The sequence below is a fragment of the Alistipes indistinctus YIT 12060 genome, from assembly GCF_025144995.1.
Taxonomy (GTDB): Bacteria; Bacteroidota; Bacteroidia; order Bacteroidales; family Rikenellaceae; genus Alistipes_A; species Alistipes_A indistinctus.
Window position 1 is genome coordinate 1882001 of sequence record NZ_CP102250.1, and the last position, 21239, is coordinate 1903239.

7 protein-coding genes are annotated in these 21239 nt (G+C 49.7%); 3 read left to right on the forward strand and 4 right to left on the reverse strand.

All coding sequences use genetic code 11. The features are described from left to right. Positions 1–563: 563 nt before the first annotated feature. From NQ495_RS07915 to NQ495_RS07930, 4 genes are all read right to left on the reverse strand, one after another. Positions 564–2201: a RagB/SusD family nutrient uptake outer membrane protein gene (locus NQ495_RS07915; RefSeq protein WP_009133486.1), complete on the reverse strand. Its 1638-nt coding sequence runs from the start codon at positions 2199–2201 to the stop codon at positions 564–566. Between the two features lie 12 nt (positions 2202–2213). Continuing rightward, a complete protein-coding gene (locus NQ495_RS07920) occupies positions 2214–5708 on the reverse strand; it encodes a SusC/RagA family TonB-linked outer membrane protein (RefSeq protein WP_232208889.1) in 3495 nt (1164 codons plus the stop codon). A gap of 721 nt (positions 5709–6429) precedes the next feature. Next, positions 6430–8067 (reverse strand): RagB/SusD family nutrient uptake outer membrane protein, encoded by a 1638-nt coding sequence (locus tag NQ495_RS07925; protein ID WP_009133482.1) that lies wholly within the window; start codon positions 8065–8067, stop codon positions 6430–6432. A 13-nt stretch (positions 8068–8080) separates the two neighbouring features. Further along, entirely contained in the window at positions 8081–11602 is a 3522-nt protein-coding gene (locus NQ495_RS07930) for a SusC/RagA family TonB-linked outer membrane protein (protein ID WP_259801043.1), read from the reverse strand. A 435-nt stretch (positions 11603–12037) separates the two neighbouring features. On the opposite strand from NQ495_RS07930, the gene NQ495_RS07935 reads away from it, so the two are divergent. From NQ495_RS07935 to NQ495_RS07945, 3 genes are all read left to right on the forward strand, one after another. Next, on the forward strand, positions 12038–15571 hold the full coding sequence (locus NQ495_RS07935; protein WP_232208887.1) for a SusC/RagA family TonB-linked outer membrane protein: 3534 nt from the start codon (positions 12038–12040) through the stop codon (positions 15569–15571). A gap of 12 nt (positions 15572–15583) precedes the next feature. Beyond that, positions 15584–17179: a RagB/SusD family nutrient uptake outer membrane protein gene (locus NQ495_RS07940; RefSeq protein ID WP_009133479.1), complete on the forward strand. Its 1596-nt coding sequence runs from the start codon at positions 15584–15586 to the stop codon at positions 17177–17179. Positions 17180–17714: 535 nt separating this feature from the next. After that, positions 17715–21236 (forward strand): SusC/RagA family TonB-linked outer membrane protein, encoded by a 3522-nt coding sequence (locus NQ495_RS07945; protein WP_232208886.1) that lies wholly within the window; start codon positions 17715–17717, stop codon positions 21234–21236. The last annotated feature ends 3 nt before the right edge of the window (positions 21237–21239 follow it).

The following is a 21239-nucleotide window of genomic DNA, read 5'->3' on the forward strand; positions in this document are numbered from 1 at the left end:
ATACGCCGAGAAACTGCATGACGAACAGCCTTGTAAAGACCGTTTTAGCAGTTTTAATCGTTCGTTTGAAGCACGCCTTTTCGGCACGCCTAAACAGCGTATTTAAAGACCTAAAAACAACATTATGAAGTGTCTTAAAAAGTCCAGATAATAATTTATTTAGGTGTAGTGAAAAGCCGGAGGGTAGTGGCAGTAATCGCCACTACCCTCCGGCTGATTTGGCGGAATATGCAGATTCGTTAAATCGGGCGGAGTGATCAAACAAAAACCAGGGCGGAACTTGCGGTTCCGCCCTGGCCAGCTGTGAGACTGATTAATCTAACCTATTAATTATTTGAGAAGTAAAAAAGGTTAGGCAAAATGAAAGTAGAATGAAAGTTGTTAAATTATTTAAGTTTGTTGATGTGTTAAGGTTGGTTGACTTTAAGCAGAATTGCGACAGAACTGGGTTCGACAAATGAATAATGATATGCTCTCCTCTGCTCTTTCTCGTTCCCAATTCTGTCGCAGACCTTAAAACTTACGATTTGTTGACGCGTTGATTGATTTTAAAGGTCAACTTATTAGTTATCCTGTACAATCAGATCATTATAATTCGTCGATTCTTCCGGAATCTGCAAAGCCATATTTGGAACGGTCAGGGTCGTGGCTTTAATCCAGTGTACATTGGATCCGTTACGATCTACTGGCTTATTCCAACGTTTGTTGTTGTAATATTCCAGACCGTTTTCACCCCACATTTCGATGCGGGTCTGAAGTTGAACCATTTCCAATGCAGACAGGCCTTTCATTTCCGTGTAGGAATCGCAGGTTAATGGCGTGGCTCTTTCTTTGGTACGAGCTGCCAATAGGATATTCAACGTAGCTTTTGCATCCCCTGTGCCGCTCTGCGCTTCCGCTTCCGCTTTCATGAGGTAAACCTCCGAAAGACGCATCAGAATAACGTCTGTAAAAAATGAGGTCGCTTTCGCCTGAGACGGATCGGTCCCGCCGCCTGTTCCCACGGTGCAGGCGAACTTCAGGTTCGAGTACGGAAGGATTTTGGTAGAAGTTCCGTTAGCATATTCATAATCTGTATCAGGTAAACCGGTTACCCAGAAATTCTGTTTGCGGTAGTCATTCTCGTTGATCTTGTCATAGAGGCGATCGTCGATACGGGCATAATTGCCGCCCGAACCGCCGCTGCAACATCCGTAAGTATTGAAAAAATAAACCAGGTAAGCTTTGTCTTTGGTCTGGGCAAGAGGCCATCCTAAAATACATTCGGGATTCTGTGCCAGTGACAGAAAACCTGAATTAACGGCATAGTATTGGGCTTTCCCTGTCGCATCCGGAATATTCTGGGCCACATACTGTCCCTGCGACATAAATTGAGCCCCATATACGGCGATGATCTGGTCGCATGCATGAATAGCCGTACTCCACTGGCCTGTAGCCAGCGCTACTTTAGCTTTCAGGAAGTAGGCTACACCGGCATCGAGATCGTCTTTAGCCTCGGTAAAACCGTTCGACCCGTCGGCCGTGAACCCGGCAATCGCTTTGTCCAGATCTTTGTTGATCGAATCGTAGCAGTTTTGCAGAGAAGCACGAGCCTGATAGGGCTGAGCAGGATTGTAGTAAGAATAGTACGGAACGCCGAGTTTGTCTTTGCCTCCAGCCATATATGCTTGCTGATAGTTATCCACCAACCAGTTATAGGCATAAGCCCGGATTAGATAAGCCCAAGCTTGGTACTTCTTCATCGTCGCATTGTTACCTACTGTCTTGTCATCAACGACATTGAGCACTTTGTTGGCATCAGTTACCCAAACCCAACCTTGTTCCCAGTAAGGATAGTTTCTGGTTGAATTGGCAGTTCGGAAATCCGTCAAAGCATACTCGTCGCGGCCAAACCCGCTTGCGGTCGCTTGTTGTCCGAACACGACATCATTACCTTCGAAGCTACGCATGGGCAACATTCCGAAATACGAGCCATAACGATATTCCAAAGCTCCACCCTTGGAATTGTTTTTGAGTATCTCTGTAGGCAGTCCGCCAGCGACTCCGCCCAAAATGACTTCGATCGTTTCATCATCCGCGGTGGCAAGTAACTCCTTTACCTGTTCGTCGGTGATGGCGTTGGGAGGAGCAATATTCAGCTTTTCGTAGCATGAAGAGGTGACTAACCCCACCAATGAAAGTGCTATTAAGTATTTTTTCATAATTGTGTTGTTTTAGAAAGTTACGTTAACACCCAGCGAGCAGGTCTTCATGTAAGGATAAGTTCCTCGACCGACAGCCCAACCTCCGGTGATATCCATACGCGGGTCAATGCCGGACTGACTGGTAATCAGCCACATGTTGTCGAGCGATGCGTAGACGCGGATGCCGCCGATGCCGATCTTGTCCATCCACCGTTGCGGGAAATTATAGCCTACCGTAATGTTCTTGACGCTCAAGTATGAGGCATTGAACAACGACATATCGGTATATTGCCATGAGCTACCCCATGCGATACCGCTGGCAGGCCAGCTGGCACCGTTCGGATTGGCATAAATCTGCATCGGGAATTTGGCGCCCGTATTCGTGTAGGTGGCATTGGCATTGGCACCGGCCGGCGACCAAGTGTTATTCTTCATATCTGCCGAAACGGGTTTACCTATCTTTTGGTTATTATACCAGCCATCATAACCGTAATCGGCACTGAAGAATTTACCTCCGATCTGGAATGCAAATGTTGCGGCAATATCGAAGTTTTTGTAAGTAAAGCTAGTACTGAAGCCGCCGATAAAGTCAGGAGTAGCATCGCCCAGTTCGACCCGGTCGGCAATCGAGTAGTTGGTCGTTCCAACCAAATCACCCTCTTTAGCGGAGCCGAAAGTCCCGGCAGTCGCTTCTGCTGCAGTTACGTAATGCGAATAAAGGGGCAAACCCGTTGTTTGGTCAACACCCATGTATCTTACCTGATAAATGTTGTAGTAGGGTTTGCCTTCCCCGCGCAAATAAATGATACCGGCACCACCGCCCACGCCGGACATGCTCCATGCGTCCGAAGTTGCAGTCCAACAGTTATTCAGTTTCGGATCGCCTACGCCTTCAGGGGTATTGGCCATCGTGCTTTTATAATGTCCGCCATTTACGGAGAACGACCAAAGGATATCCGGAGTCTTGATGATATCCACGCCCAAATCGAACTCAATACCCCATGTTTTCATTTTAGCGGAGTTTGCAGCGATCGTGGTCTGTCCTTTTTCGATAGACATCGGAACATTCCACAGCATGTCATCGGTCATGCTGCGATACCAGTCGATCGTACCGTAGAAACGGTCCCACAGACGGAAATCCAGACCTACATCCCATGTCTTTTTCGTCTCCCAGGTCAGCGATGAGTTGGCCATGGCATTCTGAGTCAGTTTCCAACCCGAAGGCATCGACGCACCTGAATTCAGCCAGCCTGTTGCAGCGTATCCCCATGTCGTATAGCCGGCATAATTTCCAATGCCGCTCTGGTTACCGGTAGTGCCATAATCAGCACGTAATTTCAGGTCGGTCAGCCAGGATGCATCTTTGATCCATTCTTCATTCGAGATACGCCAGGCACCTCCCAATGACCAGAACCATCCCCAACGGTCCGATACGTTTTTGAATTTCGAAGACCCGTCGGTACGGACACTGGCGCTTATAAAATAGCGGCTATCATAGTTGTAATTTGCACGCAGGAAATAACCCTCCAGAGCGATCTGGTCCTCACCGCCACCGTTGCTACCCAGTGAAGCCTGGGCCGCAGCCGAAGTATTCAATGCGATGAAGTTGGCGAATGTATTGAAGTTAGGAATCAAACTCATTGAACTTACATAGTTCAATGAAGAGCTGCGGGTCCAGTTAAATTCATGACCGAGCAAGGCATCTACATGATGTTTCCCGTAATCATGACTCCAGTTCAAAGTCTGGAGAGCGTTGATATTCATGTAATCCCAGTAGTTGCGGGCGAAACCTCCGCCAGATGTGCGGTAACGCCCCGTCTCTTTGTTGAAATAGCGAGATTTCATCATATAAGTCTCGTCAACAGCCAAAGAGGTGCGGAAAGTGAAATCTTTCAAGAATTTGGCCTCCAGATAACCGTTCATGTTAATATCGTTGTAAATGCTCTCGTTGATATTATCATGAGCGATTTTAATCGGGTCGTACTGGTTGGCCATCGGCGGAGCCGTTTGACCCAGCGGAGAATATACCACTCCGGTACGGTCGTTGACCAGCTTATTTCCGGCATCATCGCGCAATACCTCGCCGTTTTCATTGTATCGCCAAATGGGAGCCAGCATATTGTCATCGTTGAACCAGATAAAAATATTCTCGTTCGTATCACCCGGGTTGCGTCCCCAACGGGTACCCGGCGACTGCATTGCGCGGCGGCTGTACGACATGTTGATACCGGCTCTCAACCATTTTGTGACCTGCGTGTTGATATTACTACGAATATTGTAGCGGTTAAATTTTGATCCCATGATGTACGAGGGATCTTCGAGGTAACCGCCTGAAATGTAATAATCCGTTTTATCGGTTGCACCGCTGACCGAGATGTTGTACTCCTGACGGAATTTATTTTGCAGAAAGTAGTCACGCCAATTGTCATAATAAAGCAATTGAGCGTTCGGGTTCAGTTTACCGTCTGTACCTACCAGGAACGTATTATTCATTGTAGAGCTTGCCGCTGTGCCCGTACCCGTGGTAGTCAGATTACCGGCATCGGTCAATCCTGGCACTTTGTACAACAGATAGTTGTCCAAATCGTTCTTACTGCTGAAATCCGTAGTGCTTCCCGTATAGTTGAACAGGTGCTGGCTGGCGAACTTGGCCGCTTCTTCGTGCGACATATTCGGATTCTGCACATTAGTTGTGTACAGGTCGTTGCTAGCATAACGGGCGGAGTTGTAAATTGAGCGCCAAGCCCACTCATAGATACTCTGCGGATCATCAATCAAATCGGGGTATCCCGACTGCCCGCACATGTTAATGCCCCATTTGCCTTCAAATGTGATTTTAGCTTTACCCTGCTGACCTTTTTTAGTGGTTACGACCACGACGCCATTGGCACCACGCGAACCGTATAGAGAGGTCGATGCCGCATCTTTTAAGACTGATATCGATTCCACATCTTTCGGGTTGATCGTCGAAAGGATATTTTTGTTTTGGTCGCTGTAGGGTACACCGTCGACTACAATCAACGGATTCGAGTTATTCTGGTTGGCAGTACCGATACCGCGGATACGGATAGCCATATCCTGCCCCGGCTGACCATCTACAGAAGATACCTGAATACCAGGGATTGAGCCTTCAAGTGCTTTAGACAACGTTGAATTGGCTTGTGAACTGATAAGTTTCGAATCAATGGAACTAATCGAACCGGTTAGATCCTTTTTCTTCGCAGTTCCGTACGCAACAACAACTACATCTTCAAGAGATTGTGCGTCATCTTCCAATGTGACGTTAATAGTCGTGCTGGCTCCCGCGGTAGCCGTCACGGATTTCGTACCCAGGAAAGAGAATTTGATTTTGCTCCCTTGGTTGGCTTTGATGGTGTAGTCACCGTCTAGGCCCGTCGAAGTGCCTACCGTGGTACCCACCACTTCCACGCTGGCGCCGATGATCGGTTGCCCGTCACTGCCCTTCACCACGCCGGAGTAAGTCCGCTCCTGCGCCTGAACCAGCGTCATGCTTAACACTGCCATACACAGCGTTAAAAACAATCGTAGAGTTCCTTTCATAATTAATTGTTTAAGGTTAATAACAAATACGCCGATAAATTCATGATTAACAGCATTGTACATTTGTTATCATCGAATTAATCGTTCGTTTGAAGCACGCCTTTCTTACATGTCTAAACAGCGTATTTAAAGACCTAAAAACAACATTATTATATAGGTTAAAAAGTCCGGATTGTATTGTATTTAGACGCATTAAACAAACCGAAGGTTAGTAACTGGAAAAGCTACTAACCTTCGGCTTGAATCTTCCGGCTTTTGTCGGAGTGTCGTATTGTGGAGACACCCGGATGTATCAAACAAAAACCAGGGCGGAACTTGCGGTTCCGCCCTGGCCAGCTGTGAGACTGATTAATCTAACCTATTAATTATTGAGAAGTAAAAAAGGTTAGGCAAAAATGAATTTTAATAAAGAGTACTACAATGTCCTATACTTGTTGTTTGCGATACTTGTAAGAATTGCAGCAGGATCGTGTCGAGAAAGATTAACCCTAATTTATTTAGTGGCTCCCTACAACCTTCCTTTCATGATCCTGCCACAATTCTGTGAGAGTTTAGGAATTCCGTACACCTGATGGAAAATGAATATTGTAAATAGAACCAGTTCCGCAAAGGTTAACACTTTGTTTAGATTAAGTGTTACTCTCCCTCCTTTCATTACTAGTCCTATTTACAATATTCTTTCATTTTAATTTTGTACAATCAAAGGATTCGTCTGAGTCTCCTGGTCCGGCAGAGGCAGGGTCATACCCGATACAGGATAAGTGAGTCCCGGATTGTGATGATCCAACGATCCGGAGCGATTGACCGGAATATTCCAACGGCGGTTGTTGTACCATTCCAGACCGCGTTCACCCCACATTTCGATACGGGTTTGCAGTTGTACCATCTCCAATGCGGTCATTCCGGCCATAGAGGAGTAATTATCGCACGTCAACAGAGCTCCGGCTTTGGCACGTTTGGCTAACAACAGATTCAATACTTCCTTAGCCGGTCCATCCTGTCCCTGCTGAGCCAATGCCTCTGCTTTCATCAGGTAGGCTTCTGCCACTCGGAACATGGAGTAATCGATAATGCTAGGATCTGATACGGTGGTATTGCCGATTGCCATCCCCACGCCCACATTCGCAGCGAACTTTACATTGAGGTAACTGCTAAGAGTGAGTTGATTTCCTTCTGTAAAACCAGTCGATGAAGGCGCGCCGTATTCCATGCCGTCAAAGTCCTGGAAGTTAGCCCGCCGATAGTCATTCGCATCGATCAGATCGTACAACCGGTTGTCGATACGCATCTGGTAACTGCCCAGCATCACGTTGAACAGCGAGTTCTGAGAACCGTAGGCTTTGTTCGAATTGGTATATCCGAAAATATTTTCAGGATTCGCATTCAGGCACGTAAAACCGCTATTACTTGCGTAATAGACGAAAGGATAACCGGTATCGTCGTTTTTATTCTGTGCGACATACTGATCCTCAGTCATCAGGTTAGGATAGTTCTTGATCAGTTCATCGCAAGCCGAAACGGCTACATCCCATTTATGGGCACACAATGCGGCACGGGCCTGAATGAAGTAGGCAAAACCGAGGTTGATCTTTCCTTCGCCGTTCTGGGTAAAGTTATTTCCCTGATCAACAGCCCCCTCTTTCATGTAAGCGATACCTTTATCCAGCCATTTGAAAATGGAATCGTAGACTTCGGTCTGAGGCGCACGTGCTTTCAGCGGCTGGGCATCGGAATATACGGTGTAAATGGGTACGCCCAACTGCGACGCATTGCTCGGATCGTAGGGATAGGCGAAGTTCTCCATCAGCCAGAGATACCCGTAAGCGCGAGTGATATAACCCCACCCCGCATACGATTTCAGGGCTTTACTCGGACTGTTGTCCACCATCTCTTCGGTCAAAATGTTGAATACCTTATTGGCCGCATGGACCAGCGCGTAACCGCGTTTCCAATAGCCCAGAAGGTCGTCGCCCGCAGGATTGGTCAAGTTAGTGCAGCTGTACAGGTTACCAATATCGCCGCCTGGCGTGGTACGTCCCAGGACGACGTCGTTTCCGCTCACTTCACGGATAGTTCCCTGCGATTGGTAGTTGTATGCATAATACGGTTGATTGAAGGTAACGTATCCGCCCCCTTTGATCTGGGCGGGCAGAGCTTCCGCCAATGCACCCATGATGCTTGTGACGGTCTCGTCGTTACCCGTCCGGAGCAATTCCATCACTTGCTCGTTGGTGATGGAGTTGGGGGGAGCGATGTTCAACTTCTCATAACATGAGGTCGAAACGAGGCCCACCAACGAAAGTGCTATCAAGTATTTTTTCATAATTTATCGATTTTTAGAAAGTTACATTAACACCTAAAGAGCAGGTACGCATATACGGATAAGCCATAGCACCGACATCCATACCACCAACCAACGACATGCGCGGATCGATGCCTTTATGAGTCGTAAGCATCCAGAAGTTATCGAACGAAGCATACACGCGGATACCGCCGATACCGATCTTGTCCATCCATTTCTGCGGGAAGTTGTAACCGAGGGTGAGGTTCTTCACGTTCAGGTACGAAGCGCTGTAAAGGGCCATATCGGTATATGCCCAGCTGCCGATGGTAGAGCCTCCCGTATAACCGTTACTGTTGGGGTTGTTCAAGATGACCATCGGATACCTTGCGCCGGTGTTGGAAGCTGTGAAGGTATTGCCTTTCAGGTCGGCAGACATGTGATAGTAACCGGTCTGATCACTGCGATAGTAGTGGTTCGCATCGGCGACAGACAGGAATTTACCGCCGATCTGGAATGCGAACTGAGCCGAGAAATCGAGGTTTTTCCATTTGAGAGAAGTTCCGAAACCGCCGATGAAATCGGGAGTTGCATCGCCGAATTCCTGGCGGGTAGCCAGCGTATAGTCGGTCGTGTAAACCGTGTTGCCTTCTACGATATCCCCGTATACGTTCCCCGACGTTTTCTTCAGGTTGTCGATATTGTCTTTCGATACGGTCGAAGCAATCAACGGAAGGCCGGAAGCCGGGTCTACGCCGCCGTATTTGTAGATGTACATGTTGTAATACGGTTTGCCGATACCGCGCAAATAGGTAATATTATTGCTGGTACCACCTGTGCCGGCGATGCTCCAAGCATCCGCCGGTGCCGTCCAGCAACCATTCAGTTGGGCAGAACCGGTTCCTTCCGGAACTTCGAGTATCGTAGTATAGTAGGTCGAACCGTTCACGTTGAACGACCACAATGTATTCGGAGTTTTGATGATGTCGACGCCCAACTCCAACTCGAAACCGCGGGTGCGCATTCTGGCACTATTAGCAGCAAGAGTCGTTTGACCCGACATTGCATAAGAGATGGGAGCGTTCCATGCTACGTCATCCGTATTGGTCTGGTACCAGTCCATCGTACCGTAGAAGCGGTCCCACAGACGGAAGTCAAGACCTACGTCGACAGTTTTTTTCTTTTCCCAGGTCAACGGGGTCGTGAAGCCATTTTGAGAGAGTTTCCAGCCTGCCGGGCTGTAGCTGCCCGGAGTGGTATAACCGGTTGCAGAGTAACTCCATGTTTGGTAGCCCGAATAGCGGCCGATGCCGTTCTGGTTGCCGATCACACCGTAGTCGGCACGCAGTTTCAGGTCGGTCAGCCAGGTAGCATCCGCGGCCCAAGGTTCGGCAGAGATACGCCAAGCGCCGCCTACGCTCCAGAATACGCCCCAACGGTCGTCGTTGTAACGGAATTTCGAAGAACCGTCGGCACGAACGGAGCCTGTTACATAATACTTGTTGTCGTAGTTGTAGTTCGCACGCAGGAAATAACCCTCCAATGCTTCCTGATCTTCACCTCCACCAATACCGGAGAAAGTTCCTCCCGAGTTGGGGAAAATATAGTTGGCGAACGTATCGAAGCCCTCGATCAAGCTGTAAGCGGCCTTGTAGTTCAGCGAAGAGGTACGCATCCAGTTGAACTCATGGCCGATCAGGGCATCTACGTGGTGTTTGCCGTAATCGTGCGCCCAGTTCAGCGTCTGCTGGCTGTTGATGTTCTGGTAATCGCTGTACGACCGTCCAAAAGCGCCTTTTTCGCGGACACCGGCACCGTGCAGTTTGCTGATGTAGCGGTAACGCATCGCCCAGGTGTTGTCGACGGCCAGGTTGGCCTGGAATGTGAAGTCTTTGAGGAACTTGGCTTCCACATATCCGCGCATGTTCAGGTCGTTGTAGATCGTTTCGTCCTTATCGTTTTCCAACTGGTATTTCAGGTCGTATGCTGAAGTACGGCTAGTTACGGGATAACGGCCCAGGACGGCGCTACCGTCTGGATTCAGCGGTGAAGGCTGCACGCCGGGACCATCGACAACAATTTTATTCCCATTGTCGTCGTACATGAAATTACCTTTGAGATCCCGCGCATAATACGAAGCGAGCGGCATGTACAGGTTGACCCACTGGAACACGTTCTGTACGGTGGTACCCGGGTTACGGCCGTAACGCGTTGCAGGAGACTGCGTGGCACGGCGGCTGTACGCTACGTTGACGCCGGCTTTCAGCCATTTGGTGACTTGCGTGTTGATGTTGGTGCGCAGGTTGTAACGGTTGAAGATCGATCCTTCGACATACGACGGGTCATCCAGCCAACCGGCGGAAATGTAATAATCGGTTTTGTCCGTGGCGCCGCTAACGGTTGCCGTATATTCCTGACGGAACTGATTGTTGTATGCGATGTCTTCCCAGTCGTCGACATTCCATAGTTTCCTGGCATTGGCATTGATCTTGCCGGTGGTCGGATCGATCAGGTAGGCGTCCAGCATCGTAGCCGAAGCGGAAGTACCTGAACCGGTAAATTCGTATTTAGCCCCCGGCACGTCATAGTACATCCAGTTTGTCAAATTGTTTGCACTGTTGAAAGTTGTCGTGCTACCCGTGTAGTTGAACAGGTGCTGGCTGGCGAACAGGGCCGCCTCCTTATGGCTCATGTTCGGATTCTGATAATTGGTCTGGTAGTTTTTCTTGCTTCCGTAACGAACCGAGTTGTAAATGCCCTCCCAGGTCATTTCATAGTAATCGGCCGGATCGCGGAGCAAATCGGGTTTACCGTTGCTGCCGATCATGTTGATGCCCCATTTAGCGTCAAACGTGACTTTGGCTTTGCCCTGCTGGCCTTTCTTGGTCGTTACCATCACGACGCCGTTGGCGCCGCGCGAACCCCACAGGGCGGTCGAAGCGGCATCTTTCAATACCGTGATCGATTCCACATCCCGCGGGTTCATCATGGTCAAGGCATTGGAGTTCGTGTTCGGTACCCCGTCGATTACGATCAGCGCATTGGCGTTGTTCTGGCTGGATGTGCCAATACCACGAACACGGATACCCATGTCGACACCGGGTTGACCGTCGACAGAAGATACCTGCAAGCCCGGGATGGCTCCCTCTAACGCTTTGGATAGCGTCGAGTTCGATTGAGAACTGATCAGTTTCGAGTCGATCGAACTGATTGAACCCGTCAGGTCCTTCTTCTTAACGGTACCGAAAGCCTGTACCACGACTTCGTCCAATGCCGTGGCATCGTCTTCGAGGGTGACGTTAATGGTCGTGCTGGCTCCCGCGGTAACCGTCACGGACTTCGTACCCAGGAAAGAGTACTTGATTTTGCTTCCCTGTTTGGCTTTGATGGTGTAGTCTCCGTCAAGGCCCGTCGAAGTGCCTACCGTGGTACCCACCACTTCCACGCTGGCGCCGATGACCGGTTGCCCGTCACTGCCCTTCACCACGCCGGAGTAAGTCCGCTCCTGCGCCTGAACCAGCGTCATGCTTAATGCTGTGATACACAGCACTAAAAACAATCGTAGAGTTCCTTTCATAATTAATTGTTTAAGGTTAATAACAAATACGCCGATAAATTCATGATTAACAGCATTATAATGCTTTCGACATCGAATTAATCGTTCGATTTATCTGGATAGGGGCTTCGGCTGGTTTTTAGGCAGGATTTCAGGCTGAGAAAATCGGGGGAAAAGTGTGCTGTTTTTGGGTAGGCCAATTCCTTTCGAAAAATTTGTTGTCACTTCGAATGACAAATAGGATTTTTAATGCCAGGAGAAACTTTTCAGATGTCAAAAACAAAAGGGTCGAGACAAAAATGAAAGGAATATTTTAGGGCTAAAGTGTTGTTATAAAAAAAAACTTTTATATTTGTAATTAGAAAACGAACGATTAAAACTGCTAAAACGGTCTTTACAAGGCTGTTTGTCATGCAGTTTTTCGGCGTATTTGTTATTAACCTTAAACAATTAATTATGAAAGGAACTCTACGATTGTTTTTAGTGCTGTGTATCACAGCATTAAGCATGACGCTGGTTCAGGCGCAGGAGCGGACTTACTCCGGCGTGGTGAAAGGCAGTGACGGGCAACCGGTCATCGGCGCCAGCGTGGAAGTGGTGGGTACTACCGTAGGCACTTCGACGGGCTTGGACGGTGACTACACCATCAAAGCCAAACAGGGAAGCAAGATCAAATACTCCTTCCTGGGCACGAAATCCGTAACGGTTACCGCAGGTGGTAGTACCACCATTAACGTTACCCTAGAGGATGATGCGCAGGCACTTGACGATGTGGTTGTGGTTGCTTTCGGTTCTACCAAAAAGAAAGACCTGACGGGTTCGATTAGCACGATCGATTCGAAGCTGATCAGTTCGCAGGCCAATTCAACGCTGTCCAAAGCTCTGGAGGGTGCCATTCCGGGCTTACAGGTATCCTCTGTCGACGGTCAACCCGGTCTGGATATGGGTATCCGTATCCGTGGTATCGGTACTGCCAGCCAGAACAACTCGAATGCATTGGTTGTAATCGACGGGGTACCGAATACGAACTCCAGTGTATTAGCAACACTAAACCCGAAAGATGTCGAATCGATCACGGTTCTGAAAGATGCCGCTTCGACCGCCCTGTGGGGTTCGCGCGGTGCCAACGGTGTTATCATGGTAACCACCAAGCGCGGCCAGCAGGGTAAAGCCAAAGTAACTTTCGAAGGTAAATGGGGTATCAACATGATCAGCAACAACGGTTCTCCCGATCTGATGCGCGATCCGGCTGATTACTACGAAATGGCTTGGCAAGGCATTTATAACTCGGTTCGCTACGGAGCTCAGGATCAGTATACAACTAATCTGAAAAGTCCGAATATGAGCCACGAAGAGGCGGCCCTGTTCGCCAGTCAACACCTGTTCAACTACACGGGAAGTACGACTGATTTTACAGGTCGCAACGGACTATACAATTGGATGTACTATGATGTTCCGGGAGCGACGTATGAAAGTACCGGCTCAGGCGTCAACAGGTCGGCAACGATGACAGGTGCTTATCTAATCGATCCCGCTACGGGAAAAATCAGTGCAGACGCCCGCCGCCTCTACGACCCCGACGATTGGGAGGATATGTTATATAAAAAAGCTTTCCGTCAGGAATACAACGTTTCCGTCAGCGGTGCGACTGACAAGACCGATTACTATATCTCTGCCGGATACCTACAGGATCCGTCGTACATCGAAGGTTCGCATTTTGACCGTTACAACGTACGCAGCAACATCAATACCCAGGTCACCAAATGGTTGAAAGCAGGTATCAATATGGGTTACAGCCGCCGTTCGATCCAATCTCCCGCAACGCGTTACGGCCGCAACTCAGGTGCTGCCGTACAGAATGTGTTCTTGTGGGCGAACGGTTATTCGCCGATGGCATCGATGTATGCACGCGACAAAAACGGGAACTATGTCCTCGATGAAAAAACCGGAGACAAGGTCGTTGTTGACGGTCCTGGCGTACAATATTCTCCACTCGATCCTACAGGAGGAAGCGTCTTAGGACGTTATCCCGTCACTTCGCGTGCTAATGCATATGATGTTCTGTATCAGTTGGAAAATGACAAGGATCAAACGATCTATAACGACCTGAACATGCGAGGTTATGTTGAAGCTAAATTCCTGAAAGATTTTACGTTTAACGCCAATTTGGCTGTCGACGAATCGTTTTCCGTCCGCGATCGCTACAACAATAAACTTCACGGTGCAGGTGTCAGCGAGAGGGGTTCTATGGGACGTATCTATGGCGACTACATGAACATCAACAGCCAGCAAACTCTGAACTGGGCGCACGACTATGGAAAACATCACGTGGATGCCCTGATCGGCCACGAATTCAACTGGATGCGCACATCCAGTATGAATTACAAAGCCTCCTATTCGCTGATCGATGGCTTCAACACCTTTGCCAACTTCATCAATATCAATGGTTCCACCAGCCCGCTTTCCGGTGTCGGTGGCGGTGAAGACAAAGAAGCCCTTGAAGGCTACTTCGCCCGTGCGAACTACGTATACGATAATAAGTATTATGCAACGGCCAGCCTCCGTTTCGACGGTTCTTCAAAGTTCCGGAATGTAAGCGATCAGTGGGGAACTTTCTGGAGCGTCGGAGGTGCATGGCGCATTTCCGCTGAGAATTGGATGCAGGACGCCACATGGCTGACCGACCTGAAAATCCGTGCCGATTACGGTGTAATCGGCAACCAGAACGGTATCGGCCGTTACGCAGGCTACCAAACGTGGACATATGCCGCAACCGGTTATACCACACCTGGCTCTTATACTCCCTCAGGCTGGAAATTGACGCAGGGTGCTTTTGCTAATGAGAATCTGACATGGGAAAAGAAAAAGACCGTCGATGTAGGCCTTGATTTCCGTCTGTGGGACCGTTTCTATGGCACACTCGATTGGTATCAGACGATTACCGACGACGCGATCTGGGATGCGCCTGTCTCTTACGCAATGACCGGACAAAGAACACTGCCGATGAACTCGGCCCGGATGCGCAACCGCGGTTTCGAATTGGAACTGGGTGTGGATATCATCAAAACCCCGGACATTCTTTGGTCGTTCGGCGTAAACGGAGGTACGTACAGCACTACGGTGCTTGAAGTCCCCGAAGGCACCGGCTCGGACGCATACGGTGGAAACTGGACCGCGTCCATCGACAAATGGGATGTTCAAGGAGCATATCTGAACGGATCTCCAGTCATCTATCTTCGTGGAATTGGCAAACCCTATTACAACCTGTACATGTACAAATACGGTGGCGTAGATTCGAATACAGGTCTGCCTTTGTACGCCTCCACCGTATCGAAGGATAATATAAGCGCCCTGCAACAGGCAAAACATGTGTACGGAGAAATTAGGGAAGGCAATACGGTCTATACGACAGACTATACACTCGCAACACGTCAGGAATTCGGCGATGTGACTCCGGATTTCGTCGGCGGCTTCAACACATCGTTCCGCTATAAGAATTTCGATCTCGCGGCGACTTTCGCATTCCAGATCGGTGGTTATTTCTATAGTAACAACTACTCCGACTGGTGGTACAATCCCCAGAACAATGATGGTATCGGCAGCTCGCACTTGTCGAAAGAGTTGAAAGGCAATACCTGGACCCCCGACAATACCGGCGCGAAATTCCCGATGGTATTCGCCTATTCTACGACTGACAAAGTGCACGGCGCAAATATCGGCAGCGATGAGAGCATGAAGACAGACCTCGCTCTGTTCAAAGCTTCGTACCTGAATGTCAAGAATATCACCGTAGGTTACAATTTCCCGCAGAAATGGATGGACAAGATCGGTATCGGCGGCATCCGTGTATACGCTTCGCTGGATAACTTCTGGATGATTTGCAAGAACGGTATCGACCCGCGCATGTCGCTAACCGGCGGTCTCGATGTGGGAGCCATGTCCTATCCGTACATGCGTACCTGCTCGCTGGGTGTTAACGTAACTTTCTAAAATTAACGAATTATGAAAAAATACTTGATAGCACTTTCGCTGGTGGGACTGGTCACCACCTCATGCTACGAAAAGCTAAACATCACTCCTCCCAATGCAATTACGAATGAACAGGTGTTGGAGTTGCTGAAAAACGGCAATGACGAAACCGTAACGACCATTATGGGAGCTCTGGCGGACGGTTTGAATGCCGAGTTCAAGCATACCGGTTCTTTGAACGGTTGGAGCAATGAATATTACACTTATGCCCAGGCGCTCGATGTCAATCGCAGTTTTGCGGGTAACGATATGGTATTGTCCGCTCAACCGCCCACTGGGGATGATCTGGCCATGTATAATTTTACCGGCCTTCGGACTTCCGATAATGTTACTAATGAGCCGTTTTGGATCCGGGGTTATGATTTGGTCCAAGCCGCAAATAAGGTTTTCAACCTATTGACCGACGAACTGGTAGCTGCAAACGGCAATGTCAAACTGAAGGAATATCAAGGCCGTGCTTACCTTACGCGTGCCTATGGCTATCTCTTCCTGATGGAGAACTATGGAACCGATGAATTGGGTGTTCCCATTTATACACGTTACACCCTGGCCCAGGAAGTTCAGGCTCGTGCTTCAGCTGCCGCGACATTCGATTCCATTATCCTTTGGACGAAAAAAGCCGTATCATTGTTCGAAGCGGCCGGGATCGGATACACTCAAAACGTTAACGGCGATCTGAACCTGGGTGTTGCAAATTACGTGCTGGCACGCGCTGCGCTCTGGAAACAGGATTGGGCAACCGCAATCACTGCTTGCGACAAACTGATCGCCAATTACTCCCTGATGAACGAGCAGCAGTATGTAGCCCGCAACGAACCAGGGGAAAGCGGAGAAAAGTATGTCTATTATGCAGAGAGCCGGGGATTCACGAACCTAAAGGCTAATCCGGAATGTATTATGGGTTGGGACAATGCCAATAAAGGCAGGGAGTCCGCCAACTACTGGCTGAATTTCATGGCCAACGGTAAACAAGCCCGTATCGACAACCGACTTTATGAGAAGATTGCTGATCAAGACTATCGCAAAGCGAACTTCCAGAAAGCAGCTTTCGGAAAATTCATTGCACCGAGCACAAATGGTTTTGCAACCGACGGTAGCGAATATGACATCGGATCGTACATCAATCTCAAATTCGCAGCCAATGTAGGTATCGGCGGGAAAATCGGAAATACCACTGTATCGCAACCCGGTATTATCGATTACAGCCTCTTCCGTGTTTCGGAAGCCTATCTAATGAAGGCTGAAGCTCAGGCTCAGAGCGGTCAGGGGGATCCGAAAGCCACGCTGAACATCCTGATCAGTGCCCGCACCAACGGTGCTCTGGACTGCGACAGCTATCCGAGCATGAGCGGTATGAGTGCACTGGATATGGTAAAATTACAAACCCGTATCGAAATGTGGGGTGAGCATTCGTTGGAATTTTACAACAACCGGCGTTGGAAAGTCAATGTAGATCGCAGCGGTTCGACCGTTCACCATACTGCAGGACAAATTCCATATGCACAGTTAGTATTGCAAATCCCACAGCAAGAGATCAATACCAACAATTTGATCGTACAAAATCCGTAATTCTTACAGACTGTGGTAGGATCGTGAAAAGAGAGGTTGGGGAGAGGCAACTGTTGTTGTTAACCTCTCCGGACACGGTCCTGCTACAGAATCTGTATTAACAAGATCAACACCAATTTACACCCTTAACACCTTTTACAACAAATTTTGCCTAACCTTTTTTACTTCTCAAATAATTAATAGGTTAGATTAATCAGTTTCACAGCTGGCCAGGGCGGAACCGCAAGTTCCGCCCTGGTTTTTGTTTGATCACTCCGCCCGATTTAACGAATCTGCATATCCCGCCAAATCAGCCGGAGGGTAGTGGCGATTACGGCCACTACCCTCCGGCTTTTCAATACACCTAAATAAATTATTATCTGGACTTTTTAAGACATTTCATAATGTTGTTTTTAGGTCTTTAAATGCGCTGTTTAGGCATGCCAAAAAGGCGTGCTTCAAACGAACGATTAAAACACACAAGACACTGTATAACAGCTTGTTACATAGTGGTTTAATCGGCGTATACCTTTTTATTAACCTTAAACAATTAATTATGAAAGGAACTCTACGATTGTTTTTAGTGCTGTGTATCACAGCATTAAGCATGACGCTGGTTCAGGCGCAGGAGCGGACTTACTCCGGCGTGGTGAAGGGCAGTGACGGGCAACCGATCATCGGCGCCAGCGTGGAAGTGGTGGGTACCACCGTAGGTACTTCGACGGGCCTTGACGGTGACTACACCATCAAAGCCAACCAAGGGAGCAAGATCAAATACTCCTTCCTGGGCACGAAGTCCGTGACGGTTACCGCAGGTGGCAGCACTACCATTAACGTCACCCTCGAAGACGATGCCACGGCATTGGACGAGGTTGTAGTACAGGCTTTCGGTACGATTAAGAAAAAAGACCTGACGGGCTCCATCAGTACGATCGACTCGAAGCTGATCAGCTCGCAGTCTAACTCGACGCTGTCCAATGCATTGGAGGGAGCCATCCCGGGTATCCAAGTATCTTCTGTCGACGGTCAGCCGGGTTTGGATATGGGTATCCGTGTCCGCGGTATCGGTTCCGCCAGCCAGAGCAATGCGAACGCCTTGATCGTTGTGGACGGTGTGCCTTATGCTAATACTTACGGGTACGGCAAGAACGTCCTCTCAACGATGAACCCGAAAGATGTGGAATCGATCACGGTTCTGAAAGATGCCGCTTCGACCGCCCTGTGGGGTTCGCGTGGTGCCAACGGTGTGATTATGGTAACCACCAAGCGCGGCCAGCAGGGCAAAGCGAAGATCACCTTCGAAGGCAAATGGGGTATCAACATGATCGCAGACAACCAGCCGAACCTGATCCGCGGCGTGGAAGACAACTACGAGATGATGTGGGAAGGTATCTACAACTCGGTACGTTACGGCAGCAAGGAGTTGTACACGACCAACTTCAGCAATCCGAACATGAGCCATGAGGATGCGGCCCTGTTCGCCAGCCAGCACCTGTTCGACTATAACGGCAGTACGACTTTATTCGCCAGGAATACCCTCGGCAACTGGATGTATTACGATGTCCCGGGCGCCAACTACGTGACCACCGGTACGGGCACCAACACCTCGGCCACCATGATGGACGCCTACCTGATCGATCCGGCCACCGGCAGGATCAATGCCAATGCCAGGAAACTGTGGAATGTCGACGACTGGCGCGACCTCGTCTACAAGCGGCAGTTCCGCCAGGAGTACACGGTGACCGCCAGCGGTGCCACGGACAAAACCGACTACTTCCTTTCGGCCGGTTATATGTCGGACCCCTCCTACATCGACAACTCGCACTTCAACCGCTACAGTGTCCGCTCAAACATCAATACACAGGTGACCAAATGGTTGAAAGCCGGACTGAACATGTCTTACAGCCGCCGGTCGACCCAGATGCAGAACGGCCGCTACAGCTCCCGTAACCCGGGCGCCATGGTGCAGAACGTATTTACCTGGACCAATATCTACAATCCGCTGGCATCGATCTACCAGCGCGACGCGCAGGGTAACATGATGTACGATGAGGAAGGAAACAAACAGGTGATCCACTATTACGATCAGCAGTACTCTCCGGTAGGTCCCGTCGTGCCGAAATGGGGCGGTACTTCTAAAACCACCGGTTATGACCTGCAGTACCAGATGGATAACTCCAAAACGGAGTACATTCAGAACGACATCTCGACGATCGGTTACGTGGAGGCCAAATTCCTCAAGGACTTCACCTTCAATGCCCGCATGTCCTACGATCAATCCTACGGCATGCGCTACATCTACCTGCCCAAGAAATGGGGAGAGTCGGCCGGCACCGAACAGGGTATGATGGGACGTAACTATCATCAAACAAACACAATCAACGCGCAGCAGACCCTGAATTGGGGCCACGACTACGGTAAACACCACGTAGACGCCATCATCGGTCATGAATTCGACTGGATGAATTCCCAGAATTTGAACTACAAGAGCTCTTTGTCCCTGATCGACGGCTTCGACACGTTCGCCAACTTCATCTACCTGAACAACGGCGGTACCTTCTCGGGCGTCGGCGGCGGCGAGGATCAGGAGGCCCTGGAAGGTTACTTCGGCCGCGCCAACTACATCTACGACAACAAATACTACCTGACCGCTTCGCTCCGTACCGACGGTTCCTCGAAGTTCAAAGAGATGGACAAACGCTGGGGCGTCTTCTGGAGCGTCGGCGGTGCATGGCGTATCTCGGCCGAAAACTGGATGCAGAGCGCTTCCAGCTGGCTGACCGACCTGAAGATCCGTGCCGACTACGGCGTGATCGGCAACCAGAGCGGTATCGGACGATACGGCGGCTACCAGACCTGGTCTTACGGTGCGACGGGTTACACCACACCGGGTTCTTACGCTCCGAAAGGTTGGAAATTGACCCAGAATGCCGCTCCCAACACGGCCCTGACCTGGGAGAAGAGGAAAACGGTCGATGTCGGACTCGACTTCCGCCTGTGGGACCGCTTCTACGGTACGTTGGACTGGTACCAGACCAACACGACCGACTTGCTGCTGGCTGCTCCGATCTCGTATGCCATGTCGGGACAGAACTCGCTGCTGCAAAACGTCGGTGAACTGCGTACCCGCGGTTTCGAGTTCGACCTGGGCGTAGACATCATCAAAACGCCGGACATCCTCTGGTCGTTTGCAGTAAACGGTGCGCATTACAAAGTCAAGATGATGAAGGCGCCCGAATCGATGATTAACCAGGAGGACGCGCTGCACTCGCAGAAATGGTGGTATGCGACCGCCGATGCGTGGAACGCTACCGGCGGTACCGGTTCGGGTTCTGCGGCCGCTTACCGCCGCTGGATCGGAGGCGATTACTACAATATCATCGCCGCCAAATACATGGGCGTGGACAAAACGACCGGTCTGCCGCTGTTCGGCGCGCTGGTGACCGAGTCGAACCAAAGCAAATTCCCCAACGCCAAAGTGGGTGAGGTCGTCGCTACGACCGACTATTCGGAGGCTTACATGTTCGATCTGGGCGATGCCACTCCCGACCTGATGGGCGGTTTCAGCACCTCGTTCCGCTGGAAAGACCTCGACTTCTCGGCCCAGTTCGCCTTCCAGATCGGAGGCAAGTTCTTTAGCCACCTGTACGGCGACTATGCATACGACGTATCGGGTATGGGTAACCGAAACCTTTCACAGGAATTGCTCGGCAATACCTTCAATGCGGAGAACACCAACGCCAAATTCCCGATGCTGATGAAATATTCGCCTAACGGCAGTAATACCTATTTGGGCGGTAACCGTGTTAGTAGCGGAAACACCTATACAGATCTGGCGGTCTTCAGCGCTTCTTACCTGAGTGTGAAGAACATTACCGTGGGATACAGTTTCCCGCAGAAATGGATGGACAAGATCGGTATCGGCGGCATCCGCGTATACGCTTCGCTGGACAACATGTGGCTGTTCTGCAAAAACGGTATCGATCCGCGCAACTCGATCACCGGCGGTTTCGACATCGGACCGATGGTTTATCCGATGATGCGCTCCTGCTCACTGGGTGTTAACGTAACTTTCTAAATT

Coding starts and splice junctions, on each gene's coding strand:
- NQ495_RS07945 (WP_232208886.1), top strand. CDS start 17,715: ATGAAAGGAACTCTACGATTGTTTTTAGTGCTGTGTATCACAGCATTA.
- NQ495_RS07935 (WP_232208887.1), top strand. CDS start 12,038: ATGAAAGGAACTCTACGATTGTTTTTAGTGCTGTGTATCACAGCATTA.
- NQ495_RS07920 (WP_232208889.1), bottom strand. CDS start 5,708: ATGGCAGTGTTAAGCATGACGCTGGTTCAGGCGCAGGAGCGGACTTAC.
- NQ495_RS07925 (WP_009133482.1), bottom strand. CDS start 8,067: ATGAAAAAATACTTGATAGCACTTTCGTTGGTGGGCCTCGTTTCGACC.
- NQ495_RS07930 (WP_259801043.1), bottom strand. CDS start 11,602: ATGAAAGGAACTCTACGATTGTTTTTAGTGCTGTGTATCACAGCATTA.
- NQ495_RS07915 (WP_009133486.1), bottom strand. CDS start 2,201: ATGAAAAAATACTTAATAGCACTTTCATTGGTGGGGTTAGTCACCTCT.
- NQ495_RS07940 (WP_009133479.1), top strand. CDS start 15,584: ATGAAAAAATACTTGATAGCACTTTCGCTGGTGGGACTGGTCACCACC.